The sequence below is a fragment of the Alloalcanivorax sp. genome, assembly GCF_964221125.1.
Classification (GTDB): Bacteria; Pseudomonadota; Gammaproteobacteria; order Pseudomonadales; family Alcanivoracaceae; genus Alloalcanivorax; species Alloalcanivorax venustensis.
The window spans coordinates 118,467-130,147 of the sequence record NZ_CAXPXK010000100.1 but is presented as its reverse complement, the minus strand read 5'-3'; the positions used below and the strand labels follow the sequence as shown (position 1 = coordinate 130,147).

12 protein-coding genes are annotated in these 11,681 nt (G+C 66.0%); 2 read left to right on the top strand and 10 right to left on the bottom strand.

The features are described 5' to 3' along the window. The 4 genes from ACEQZD_RS12900 to ACEQZD_RS12885 all read right to left on the bottom strand — a co-directional run. Positions 1-312: outer membrane protein transport protein (locus ACEQZD_RS12900; RefSeq protein WP_370185976.1), on the bottom strand; the 312-nt coding region annotated here is incomplete at its 3' end. 241 nt (positions 313-553) lie between these two features. Continuing rightward, the gene (locus tag ACEQZD_RS12895; RefSeq protein ID WP_142948896.1) at positions 554-1,699 is read right to left on the bottom strand and encodes an acyl-CoA dehydrogenase family protein; all 1,146 of its coding nucleotides are present in this window, start codon (positions 1,697-1,699) and stop codon (positions 554-556) included. A gap of 73 nt (positions 1,700-1,772) precedes the next feature. Continuing rightward, the gene (gene zapE / locus ACEQZD_RS12890) at positions 1,773-2,861 is read right to left on the bottom strand and encodes a cell division protein ZapE (RefSeq protein WP_370185974.1); all 1,089 of its coding nucleotides are present in this window, start codon (positions 2,859-2,861) and stop codon (positions 1,773-1,775) included. A gap of 78 nt (positions 2,862-2,939) precedes the next feature. Then, on the bottom strand, positions 2,940-3,569 hold the full coding sequence (locus ACEQZD_RS12885; RefSeq protein ID WP_335629045.1) for an alpha/beta fold hydrolase: 630 nt from the start codon (positions 3,567-3,569) through the stop codon (positions 2,940-2,942). Between the two features lie 86 nt (positions 3,570-3,655). Between ACEQZD_RS12885 and ACEQZD_RS12880 the strand changes: the two genes are divergently transcribed. Next, positions 3,656-4,171, top strand: a complete 516-nt coding sequence (locus ACEQZD_RS12880) for a YhcB family protein (RefSeq protein WP_335629044.1) — start codon at positions 3,656-3,658, stop codon at positions 4,169-4,171. Between the two features lie 173 nt (positions 4,172-4,344). On the opposite strand, the gene sat is transcribed toward ACEQZD_RS12880, so the two are convergent. The 3 genes from sat to ACEQZD_RS12865 all read right to left on the bottom strand — a co-directional run bounded on the left by sat (position 4,345) and on the right by ACEQZD_RS12865 (position 7,334). Continuing rightward, positions 4,345-5,559, bottom strand: a complete 1,215-nt coding sequence (gene sat, locus ACEQZD_RS12875) for a sulfate adenylyltransferase (protein WP_370185971.1) — start codon at positions 5,557-5,559, stop codon at positions 4,345-4,347. A 122-nt stretch (positions 5,560-5,681) separates the two neighbouring features. Continuing rightward, a complete protein-coding gene (locus ACEQZD_RS12870) occupies positions 5,682-6,545 on the bottom strand; it encodes a diacylglycerol kinase family protein (protein ID WP_194855066.1) in 864 nt (287 codons plus the stop codon). 30 nt (positions 6,546-6,575) lie between these two features. Then, positions 6,576-7,334 (bottom strand): Nif3-like dinuclear metal center hexameric protein, encoded by a 759-nt coding sequence (locus ACEQZD_RS12865; protein ID WP_323745326.1) that lies wholly within the window; start codon positions 7,332-7,334, stop codon positions 6,576-6,578. Between the two features lie 63 nt (positions 7,335-7,397). Between ACEQZD_RS12865 and ACEQZD_RS12860 the strand changes: the two genes are divergently transcribed. Continuing rightward, positions 7,398-8,528: a S1C family serine protease gene (locus ACEQZD_RS12860; RefSeq protein WP_370185969.1), complete on the top strand. Its 1,131-nt coding sequence runs from the start codon at positions 7,398-7,400 to the stop codon at positions 8,526-8,528. Positions 8,529-8,668: 140 nt separating this feature from the next. Here the strand turns inward: ACEQZD_RS12860 and hisC are convergent, their stop codons facing one another. From hisC to hisG, 3 genes are read right to left on the bottom strand one after another with little or no spacing between them, the layout of a single operon-like run. After that, positions 8,669-9,727 (bottom strand): histidinol-phosphate transaminase, encoded by a 1,059-nt coding sequence (gene hisC, locus ACEQZD_RS12855; protein WP_370185967.1) that lies wholly within the window; start codon positions 9,725-9,727, stop codon positions 8,669-8,671. After that, positions 9,724-11,028, bottom strand: a complete 1,305-nt coding sequence (gene hisD, locus ACEQZD_RS12850) for a histidinol dehydrogenase (RefSeq protein ID WP_335629040.1) — start codon at positions 11,026-11,028, stop codon at positions 9,724-9,726. The genes hisC and hisD overlap by 4 nt, the downstream gene beginning before the upstream one ends. Then, entirely contained in the window at positions 11,025-11,678 is a 654-nt protein-coding gene (gene hisG / locus ACEQZD_RS12845) for an ATP phosphoribosyltransferase (protein ID WP_142948909.1), read from the bottom strand. The genes hisD and hisG overlap by 4 nt, the downstream gene beginning before the upstream one ends. Between the last annotated feature and the right edge of the window lie 3 nt (positions 11,679-11,681).

Sequence of the window (11,681 nt, the reverse complement as noted above, 5' to 3'; positions counted from 1 at the left end):
GGCCAGGAAGGCGCTGCCGACGAACGGCTCCACGTCTTCGAAATCACCGGGGCCGGAGGCGCCGTTGGCTTCAAAGGTGGTGTCGATCCACACCTGGTGGGCAGCGATGGACACCTCGGCGGTGTTCAGGCCGGCCAGGGTGGCGGGGTTGTACCATTGGTTGGTGGCGTCCTCGCTGAGTACGGCGGAGCCGGCATAGGCGGTGCCCATGGCGGATACGGACTGATAAGACACGCCAAAACCTGAAGCGGCGGCGGTACCGGATGCCAGTGACAGCACGGAACCGGCGATCAATGCGCCTCTTATTTTCATAATGTTCTCCATCAAATCGAGCCTAAAACGGTGCCCTGCCCCGTCATTCCGCTGGCGCGGGGCACCATAAAATTACCGGGTTTTACACCGGTGGCGTAAGAATAAACTCGCACCCCGGTAGGGAGAAGGCGGGGAATGTAAAACTGGTGGTTTTTGATCAAATAAAGGCGACCGGTCGGTCGCCTTTTTGGGAAGGCGGTGCCGCCCACGGCCCCGGGGCGGGGCCGTGGGCGGCGCGGCATCAACCGGCCAGCAGGGCGCGGGCGATGATGGTTTTCATGATTTCATTGGTGCCGCCGTAAATACGCTGTACACGGGCGTCGGCGTACATGCGGGCGATCGGGTACTCCCACATATAGCCGTAGCCGCCGTGCAGCTGCAGGCACTCGTCGATGATCTCGCACTGCAGGTCGGTGACCCAGTACTTGGCGCCGGCGGCGGTGGGGATGTCCAGCTCTTTCTTGAGGTGCATCTCCAGGCAGCGGTCCACGTAGGCGCGGGCCACGTCGAGCTTGGTGCGCAGCTCGGCGAGCTTGAACTGGGTGTTCTGGAAATCGGCGACGCGCTGGCCGAACGCCTTGCGCTCTTTGACGTAGTCCAGGGTGTGCTCAAAGGCGCTTTCCGCCATGGCCAGGCCGTTGATGGCGATGCCGAGGCGTTCCTGGGGCAGTTCCTGCATCAGATAGATGAAGCCCATGCCTTCGTCGCCGATCAGGTTTTCCGCCGGCACTTTCACGTCCTGGAAGAACAACTCCGAAGTATCCTGGGCCTTCATGCCCACTTTCTTCAGGTTCTTGCCTTTCTGGAAGCCTTCCATGCCCTCTTCGACGATCAACAGGCTGGTGCCCTTGGCGCCTTTGCTGGGGTCGGTCTTGGCCACCACGATCACGATGTCGGCGTTCTGGCCGTTGGTGATGAAGGTCTTGGAGCCGTTGAGGATGTAGTGGTCACCGTCCTTCACGGCGTTGGTCTTGACGCCCTGCAGGTCGGAGCCGGCGCCCGGTTCGCTCATGGCGATGGCGCCGATCAGCTCGCCGCTGACCATCTTCGGCAGCAGGCGCTGCTTCATTTCCTCGGAACCGTAATGCTCGATATAGGGCGCCACGATTTCGGTGTGCAGGCCCCAGCCGATGCCGGTCAGGCCGGCGCGGGAGATTTCCTCGCTGACCACCACGCTGTAGAGGAAGTCGGCACCGATGCCGCCGTACTCTTCGCTCACCATGGGGCACAGGAAACCCTGCTCGCCGGCCTTGCGCCAGAGCGCCTTGGGCACCTGGCCGGTTTGTTCCCACTCTTCGTGATGGGGGACGGCTTCGTTTTCCAGGAACTTGCGGACGGTGTCGCGGAACGTCTCGTGGTCGGAACTGAACAGGGTACGGGGGATCATTGTGCTCTCCGGTTGACTCGAACTGGAGACAGAGTGTCTAGCCCCCGGGAACCGGGGGCAATGACCAAAACGCTCAGGCCAGGTGCTCTCGCGCTAGGTAGTCCTGCGATTGCATCTCCAGCAGGCGCGAACGGGTGCGTTCGAACTCGAACTCCAGACGGCCGCCGGCGTAGAGGTCCTCGATCGGGGTCTCCGCGGCCACCACCAGCTTCACGCCGCGGTCATAGAATTCGTCGACCAGATTGATGAAGCGGCGCGCGCGGTCGTCGCTGCCGGCGCCCATGCGTTCCACGCCGGAGATCAGCACGGTGTGAAACTCACGGGCGATTTCGATGTAGTCGTTCTGGCTGCGCGGGCCGTCGCAGAGCGCCCGGAAGTCGAACCAGACCACGTCGTCGGTGGATTTCACCGTGGCGATCTTGCGCCCTTCCACCAGAATGTTGCCCTGGTCGCGGTGGCGGCCGTGGCCCGGCGCCAGCGCGGCGAAACGCTCGGCCATGAAACGGTCCGCCTCGGCGCCCAGCGGGCAGTGGAACAGCTCCGCCTGCTCCAGCAGGCGTAGACGGTGGTCGTGGCCGCCGTCCACGTTCATTACCCGGGTATGCAGCTTGAGCGCTTCGATGGCGGGCAGGAAACGAGCGCGCTGCAGCCCGTCCTTGTACAGGCCGTCGGGCTCGATGTTGGAGGTGGTCACCAGGGTGACGCCCTGGTCGAACAGGGTCTGCATCAGGGTGCCGAGAATCATGGCGTCGGTGATGTCGGTGACGAAGAACTCGTCGAAACAGAGCACCCGATAGCGGGCCGCGAATTCCCGGGCGATGCTGGTGAGCGGGTTTTTCTCGCCCTGCCGGTCGCGCAGCTGGCGGTGCACTTTCTGCATGAAGCGGTGGAAGTGCATGCGCCGCTTTTCCTCGAACGGCAGGCACTCGAAGAATACGTCCATCAGGTAGGTTTTGCCGCGCCCCACGCCGCCCCACATGTACAGGCCCTTGAAGGGCTGACGCTTGCTCTTGCGCAGGCGCGCCAGCAGCCCCTTGGCGGGCCGGTCTTCAAGCAGGCGGTGGTACAGATGATCGAGCGCGCGGACCGCCTCTTCCTGGGCCGGGTCGCGCACGAATTCAGGGCGGGCCAGATCGGCCTGATACTTCTCGAGAGGCGTCATGATGTCCCGGGATGATGAACGGCGGGTCAATGTAGCGTTCCCGGGCACGGGTGACAAGACGGCCCGGGACGCGCCGGCTCAGGGGAGCCGCGAAGCGGCCACCTCGCGGAGATTGACCAGCTGGCCGTGGAAGAAGTGGCCGCTGTCCGGGAAGCGGATCAGATCCGGGGCCAGCGCGGTGCTTTCCGCCCAGCGGAACACTTTGTCCGCGGGCACCACCTCGTCGTCCTCGCCCTGTACCACGGTCACCGGGCAGCCCACCTTCTCGATGCTCTCGAAGCCGTAGTGATGCACTGGCGGGGCCACCAGGAACAGGGCCGCCGGGGCCTCGCCGTTGGCGGCCAGCACCTCGGCGCCGCGCGCCGCCACGAAGCTGCCGAACGAGAAGCCCGCCAGCCACAGCGGGGTGCCGGGGTACTTTTTGCTGAGCCAGCGGTGCACGGCGATCAGGTCTTCCACTTCGCCGATGCCGTCGCTGTAGGCGCCCTGGCTTTCACCGACGCCGCGGAAGTTGAAGCGCAGGGCGGCGGCGCCCGCGTCCCGGGCGGCGCGGATCAGGGTGGTCACCACTTTGTTATCCATGGTGCCGCCGAATTGGGGATGAGGGTGGCAGACGATGGCGATCATGGCAGGGTTCTCCGTTTCCCCTTCAAGCACCGCTTCCAGGGTGCCTTCCGGACCCTCCAGGGCCAGCCGGTCACGACTCATGGTTTCCTCCCGATACAATTTCCGGGCCGCTTTTCTTGGCGCGGCAACTAGGACTGTGCTGCAATGTGCTGGCTAAGGAGTATGACATGGATATGCTGACAACCCACCTGCTCTCTTTCCTCGCCGGCCTGGTGGCCGGCGCCGGTGTTTTATACTGGCTGCTGCCCGCTCGGCGCCAGGGCAGCCAACTGATTCGCGAGCGTGATGAAGCCCGCAACGCGCTTAATCACTACCGGGACCAGGTGGACCGCCACTTCCTGGAAACCGCCGATCTGGTCAACGACCTGACCCAGTCCTACCGGGCGGTGCATCAGCATCTGTCCCAGGGCGCCCACGGTCTGTGCAGCGAGGCGGGCCGGCGCAAGGCGGCGGCGAAGAACCTGGACGCAGCGTTCGAGCCGGACACCCCGGCTTCGCAACCGCTGGATTACGCCCCCAAGGCCCAGGGCACGCTGTCCGAGGACTTCGGCCTGGGCAAGAAGAAGGCCGACGGGCCCTACAGCCCGGTGGGCCGGGACGAGGACGAGCCCGCCGCGGTGGTGGCGCCGCCGCGGGATTACGCGGATGTGGGCAATGATGATGACAGTGATAAGCCGCGCTGATTTAGAAGGGTCAAAATGAGGGCTCTGGGATCCTGCCGGCCGGCTTTGCCGGCCTTTCGCGGGCGGGGCCCGCTCCCACAGGGGCCCCCTCCCACAACTCTCCGCTCCCACAGCGGAGGCATAAAAAACCCGGCTCAAAGCCGGGTTTTTTATTTGCCTGAAGAGCGCGGGGCTTAGCGGGCCGAGTGGCCTTTCAGCTCCACCTTCACTTTTTCGTGTTCCTGCAGGCCCTGGTAGTAGTTGCGCAGCACTTCCAGCACTTCCGGGCGGCTGAAGTTGTCCGGCACGTCGCCGCCTTCGCTGAGCAGCTTGCGCAGCTTGGTGCCGCTGACCAGTACGCGGTCGTCGGCGGTGTGCGGGCAGGTGCGCATGCTGGCCATGGTGCCGCACTTGTCGCACCAGAAGGTCCAGTCGATCTTCAGCGGCTGGGTGATCAGCGCGTCGTTGGGGATCTCGTCGAAGATGTGGTGGGCGTCGAACGGGCCGTAGTAGTCGCCCACGCCGGCGTGGTCACGGCCGACGATCAGATGCGAGCAGCCGTAGTTCTGACGGAACAGCGCATGCAGCAGCGCCTCGCGGGGGCCGGCGTAACGCATGTCCAGCGGGTAGCCGGATTGCACCACGGTGTTCTCCACGAAGTAGTGCTCGACCAGGGTGCTGATCGCGTCCTGGCGCACTTCCGCCGGGATGTCACCGGGCTTCAGGTTGCCCAGCAGCGAGTGCACCATCACGCCGTCACAGATTTCGATGGCGATCTTGGCCAGGTGCTCGTGGGAGCGGTGCATGGGGTTGCGGGTCTGGAAGGCGGCGACGCTTTTCCAGCCGCGCTGCTCGAACATGGCGCGGGTTTCGGTGGGCGTCATGTAGATGCCGGCGTACTTCTCCGGGAAGTCGCCCTGGCTGAACACCTTCACCGGGCCGGCCAGGTTGACGTCGCCCTGGGCGAGCACCATTTTCACGCCCGGGTGCTCTTCGTCCGTGGTCTTGAACACCTGCTGGCACTCGTGGGCCTTGTCGATGGTGTACTTCTCGTTGACCACCATGGAGCCCATGATGTCGCCGTTGTCATCCACCAGCGCCACTTCGGCGCCGTCGGCCAGGCCGTCGGCGGTGGCCTGGTCGGTGGACAGGGTGATCGGGATCGGCCAGAACACGCCGTTGGCCAGTGCCATGTTGTCGCACACGCCCTGCCAGTCGGCCTTGCCCATGAACCCGTCCAGCGGGGTGAAACCGCCGATGCCGAGCATGATCAGGTCGCCGCGCTCGCGGGAACTGAGGGTGATTTTCGGCAACGCCTCGGCGGCGGCCAGCGCGCTTTCCCGTTCCGCGCCTTCCAGCAACAGAATGTTCAGCGTCTCGCTGCCGTGGGGTTTCACCAATTGCGACATGTTCACTCCCTAGATGGTCGGTTGTGTCTGTGATGGCGGCGGATTATACCGGCCCGCGTCCGGGGCCCTCCACCGCTGCTAAGAACTTTCGGTTTGGTGCTTATAGCCGCAAGCTCTGCGCGTTACGCCCAGGGCACGCGCAACTTGACCGGCGCCGGCTCCAGTTCGATCTCGGCGGGCAGCCAGCCGACCGGGTCGCCGTCCGCCTGCACCGGCTCCAGGCCGGGCGCGGTGACGGTCACCTTCTCGGCGCTCAGCGAAGCGACACCGTCGACCCGCTCCATGCGCCCCACCACCAGCGCCGCCAGGCAGCGCAGCAGGAAGCCCAGGCCCGGACGCTGGAACATCAACACCTGCAGGCTGCGCTTGGCCAGGCCCGCTTCGCGGCTGAGCACGAAGCTGCCGCCGTAGTAGCGGCCATTGGTGATCACCGCGGAAAAGCAGTCCAGCGGGCGGCCGTCCACGGTGATCCGGTACTGCACCTGGCCGTAGCGAAACAGTTGGCGGATCATGCTGATCACATAGGCGAGCTTGCCCACCCGGCGCTTGAGAATCAGGTCCACCTGATCGACCACCCAGGCGTCGTAGCCGATGCCCGCCATCACCATGAAGCGGCGGCCGTTCAGCCGCGCCGGGGTGACGTTCAGGGTGCGGCCGTCGAGCACCACCTTGGCGGCGGCTTCCGGGCGGCGCGGAATCGACAACTCCCGGGACAGCACATTGGCGGTGCCGATCGGAAACAGCGCCAGCGCCACGCCCGGGTTGAGGCCGTTGATCACGTCGTTGGTGGTGCCGTCACCCCCGGCCGCCACCACCACCTCGCCCTGATCGGCCAGGCCGCGCAGATAACGGGTGGCGTCGCCGGGCGCGCGTGTGTGGTAAAGCCGCACCTTGCCGCCGCCCTCTTCCAGCGCGCGCACGAAATGGCGCAGCCGCCGCTCCCTGCCGCCCCCGGCGGTAGGGTTGTAAATCACCGTGATGTTCATGCGTTCCCGTACTGCCGAAGAGATGCCACCCTAGACCGGGTTATCGATATCGATGAAGGTATGTTCCAGCCCGTACTCATTGGCGAGCCACTCTCCCACCGCCTGCACCCCGTAGCGCTCGGTGGCGTGGTGGCCGCAGGCGAAATAATGAATGCCGGTTTCACGGGCGAAATGCGTGGTGGGCTCGGAAATCTCACCGCTCAAGTAGGCGTCCACGCCGAGCGCCTGGGCCTGTTCGATAAAGCCCTGGGCGGCGCCGGTGCACCAGGCCAGGGTTTCGATTTCGTCCTCGCCGTCGCCGATATGCAGCGCCTCGCGCCCCAGCACCGACTCCACATGGACGGCGAAATCGCGGGCGCTCATCGGGTCGTCCAGACGCCCCACGTTGCCGATGGAGAGCGGGTTGCCCGCTTCCATGCCGCCTTCGACGCGCAGCCCCAGGCGACGCGCGAGTTGCGCATTGTTGCCCAATTGCGGGTGCGCATCCAGCGGCAGATGGTAGGCGAACAGGCTGATGTCGTGGCGCAACAGGCTCTGCAGCCGCTGCTTTTTCATGCCACGAACGCGCTGGTCCTCGTTTTTCCAGAAGTAGCCGTGATGCACGAAGATGGCGTCCGCTTCTTCGACGATGGCCGCGTCGATCAGCGCCTGGCAGGCGGTGACACCAGTCACCAGCCGCCGCACCTGCTCGCGGCCTTCCACCTGAAGCCCGTTGGGGCTGTAGTCACGGAATCGGTGAGGCTGCAGCTCGTCGTCGAGCACACGCAGCAAATGATCGCGTTTCAGCATGGAGGTCTCCCTGCTACTATTGCGCGCAGTCTACATGATTCGCGGGGGCGGAGGCTTGGATAAGTGTTAACAGGCCCGTTATTAAAACTGTTTCGATTTCTGGCGTTGCCGGTGGTCGCCGGCCTGGCCGTGGGCCTGTCGGTGCTGTGGTGGTACGAGCACGGCCCGGGGGCGCGCGACGCCGACGCGCCGGTGATTGCCACCGCGCCCCGCGCGGACAGCTACGCCGACGCGGTGGCCCGGGCGGCGCCGGCGGTGGTCAACGTCTACACCACGCAGATCGTCACCCGCGGCGGCGAGCAGCTCAGCGACGACCCGCTGTTCAACCGCTTCATGGAGCGCCCGCGCCGCGAACGCGCCCTGGCCAGCCTGGGCTCCGGGGTGCTGGTGTCCTCCGAAGGCTATGTGCTGACCAGCTACCATGTGATCCGCGACGCCGATGAGATCCTGGTGGCCCTGCGCGACGGCCGGGACGCCCCGGCGCGGGTGGTGGGCACCGACCCGGAAACCGACCTGGCGCTGCTGCAGATCGCCCTGGAAGACCTGCCGCAAATCGAACTGAACGGCCCGCAGCCGGTGAGCGTCGGCGACGTGGTGCTGGCCATCGGCAACCCGCTGGGCGTGGGCCAGACCGTGTCCATGGGCATCGTCAGCGCCACCGGCCGCACCCATCTGGGCATCGCCACCTTCGAGAATTTCATCCAGACCGACGCGGCCATCAACCGGGGCAACTCCGGCGGCGCGCTGATCAACACCCGTGGCCATCTGATCGGCATCAACACCGCCATTCTGTCCTCGGACGGCAACTGGCAGGGCATCGGCTTCGCCACCCCGGCGTCGATCGCCAGCGAGGTGATGTCCGACCTGATCGAACACGGCCGGGTGATCCGCGGCTACCTGGGCGTCACCGTCCAGGACATCAACCCCACCCTGGCGGAAACCTTCGGCATGGACGACGTGGTCGGCGGCGTGGTCACCGAGGTGGTGTCCGGCAGCCCGGCCCAGGACGCCGGCCTGCAAGCCGGCGATGTGCTGATCGGCATCGACGGCAACACCATGAAGGACGGCTACGAGGCGATGAACCGCATCGCCGGCACCGAGCCGGGCACCAAGCTGACCCTCAACGTGCGGCGCAATACCCAGGAGCTGGAGCTGGACGTGACCATCGGCACGCGCCCACCAGCAAACGAATAATCGTAGGAGCGGGCCTAGCCCGCGAAAGGGTGGCTTATAGCCACCCGGCGGGATACCAGAGGCCTATCTAACAGCGGCACAAACAGCGTCTCTGGGATCCTGCCGGGAGCTTCGCTCCCTTTCGCGGGCAGGGCCCGCTCCTACAGGATTTCTTCCAGGGCTTCGGTGAGCTCGCGGTTCTGATCGGGGCGCCCCACCGTTATCCGCAAGTGGTCCTGGATGCGCTCGGGTTTGCCGAAGTGGCGGACGATGATGCCGCGCTCGCGCAGCGCCGCCGCCAGGTCGGCGCCGGGGCGGGTGGCGTGGCGGCAGAACAGGAAGTTGGCCGCCGAGGGCAGCACCTGGAACCCCATCGTTTCCAGCGCCCGGCGCAGGGTTTCCCGCTCTTCGATCACCAGTTCGCGGCCGCGCTGGAAAAAGTCTTCGTCCTCGAAGGCGGCCTTGCCGGCGGCGATCGCCAGCCGGTCCAGCGGGTAGGAATTGAAGCTGTTCTTGATCCGCTCCAGCCCGTCGATCAACTCAGGATGGCCCACCGCGAAGCCGATGCGCACGCCGGCCAGTGACCGCGATTTGGAGAGCGTCTGGGTGACCAGCAGGTTGGGGTAGCGGTCCACCAGGGCGATGGCGGTGTCGCCGCCGAAATCCACGTAGGCTTCGTCGATCACCACCACCGACTCAGGGTTGGCGGCCAGCACGGCTTCAATGGCGTCCAGCGGCAGCAGCCGGCCGGTGGGCGCGTTCGGGTTGGGGAAGATAATGCCGCCGTTGGGGGCAGTGTAGTCGGCCGGATCGATGGCCAGGTCGTCGTCCAGCGGCACCGGCCGGTAATCAATGTCGTAGAGCCCGCAGTACACCTTATAAAAGCTGTAGGTGATGTCCGGGAACAGCAGCGGCCGGTCCTGCTTGAACAGACCAAAGAAGATGTGCGCCAGCACCTCATCGGAACCGTTGCCGACGAACACCTGGGCGCGGCTGACGCCGTGGTAGGCGGCGATGGCGTCCTTGAGCTCGGTGGCGTCCGGGTCCGGATACAGGCGCAGGCGGTCGTCGGCGGCCGCACGGATCGCCTCGATCACCCTGGGCGAGGGGCCCAGCGGGTGCTCGTTGGTGTTGAGCTTCACCAGCCGCGCCATTTTCGGCTGCTCGCCGGGCACGTAGGGCTCCAGGTCGCGGACGAAGGGGCTCCAGAATCGGCTCATAGCGGCTTCTTGATCCTCATCTCGGCGCTGCGGGCGTGGGCGGTGAGGCTCTCCGCGCGGGACAGCACCGAGGCGATTTTGCCCAGCTCGCTGGCGCCCTCCGGCGAGCAGCCGATCAACGAGCTGCGCTTCTGGAAGTCGTACACGCCCAGCGGCGACGAGAACCGCGAGGTGGCGCTGGTGGGCAGCACGTGGTTGGGCCCGGCGCAGTAATCACCGAGCGCCTCCGGGGTGTGACGGCCCAGGAAGATGGCGCCGGCGTGGCGCACTTTCTTCGCCCAGACCTCGGCGTCGTCCAGGGACAGCTCCAGGTGCTCCGGGCAGACGCGGTTGACCACCTCCATGGCCTGATCCAGGTCGTCCACCTGAATCAGGGCGCCACGGTTGGCCATCGAGGTGCGGATCACGGTTTCCCGCTCCAGGGTCGGCACCAGGCGCTCCATGGCCTCTTCCACCCGGGCGAGGAAATCCGCGTCCGGGCTGACCAGGATGGATTGCGCCTCTTCGTCGTGCTCGGCCTGGGAGAACAGGTCCATGGCGATCCAGTCCGGGTCGGTCTTGCCGTCGCAGACCACCAGAATCTCCGACGGGCCGGCGATCATGTCGATGCCCACCTTGCCGAACACTTGGCGCTTGGCCTCGGCCACGTAGATGTTGCCGGGGCCGACGATCTTGTCCACCGCCGGCACTGTCTCGGTGCCGAACGCCAGCGCCCCCACCGCCTGGGCGCCGCCCAGGGTGAAGAAACGCTCCACGCCGGCCACCGCCGCCGCCGCCAGCACCATGTCGTTGAGCTCGCCGTCCGGCGCCGGGCTGACCATGACGATTTCGGCCACGCCGGCGACCCGGGCGGGCAGCGCGTTCATCAGCACCGAGCTGGGGTAGGCGGCCTTGCCGCCGGGCACGTAGATGCCGGCGCGGTCCAGCGGGGTCACCTGCTGGCCCAGCAGGGTGCCGTGGGCGTCGCGGTAGTGCCAGGAATCCTGCTTCTGACGGGCGTGGTAATCGCTGACCCGTTCGGCGGCCGCTTCCAGGGCCTGGCGCTGCTCGGCGGGCAGACGCTCAAGAGCCGCTTCCAGCTGCGCCCGCTCCACGGTCAGATCCGCCATGGAAGTGGCGTCGCGGCGGTCGAAGCGGTTGGTGTACTCCACCACCGCGGCGTCGCCCCGGCCGGCCACATCACGCAGGATACCGCGCACCCGCTCACCCACTTCCTCGTCGCGCTCTTCGCTCCAGGCGGTGAGCGCCATCAGGCGGGGAACGAAATCCGCGTCGTTGGCGTTTAAACGGTTGGTCTTCATGCTGTTTCCCGGCGTTGCTCCACGGCTTGCTCGAGTTTATCAAGAATCGCCTGAATCGCGGCGTGACGGGTCTTCATGCTGGCCCGGTTGACCACCACCCGGGAGGAAATGTCGTCGGCGATGGTTTCGGTGGGCTCCAGGCCGTTGGCGCGCAGCGTGTTGCCGGTGTCGACGATGTCCACGATGCGGTCCGCCAGCCCCACCAGCGGCGCCAGTTCCATGGCGCCGTAGAGCTTGATGATCTCCGCCTGCTTGCCCTGCTGGGCGAAATACTGGCGCGCCACGTTGACGAACTTGGTGGCCACCCGCAGGCGCCCGCTCACCGGCGGCGCGTCCTTGAGCGCGGCCACCATCAGCTTGCAGCGGGCGATTTCCAGATCGAGCGGCTCGAAGATGCCTTCGGCGCCGTTTTCCATCAGCACGTCCTTGCCGGCCACGCCCATATCGGCGCCGCCGTGCTGCACGTAGGGCGGCACGTCGGTGGCGCGGATGATGATGATCTGCACGTCATCGCGGGTGGTGTCGAAGATCAGCTTGCGGGACGCGGACGGGTCCTCCAGCAGCTCGATACCGGCGTGCTTGAGCAGCGGCAGCGTCTCGTCAAGTATGCGGCCCTTGGAGAGGGCGATAATCAGCGGTTTTTCGGACATGTC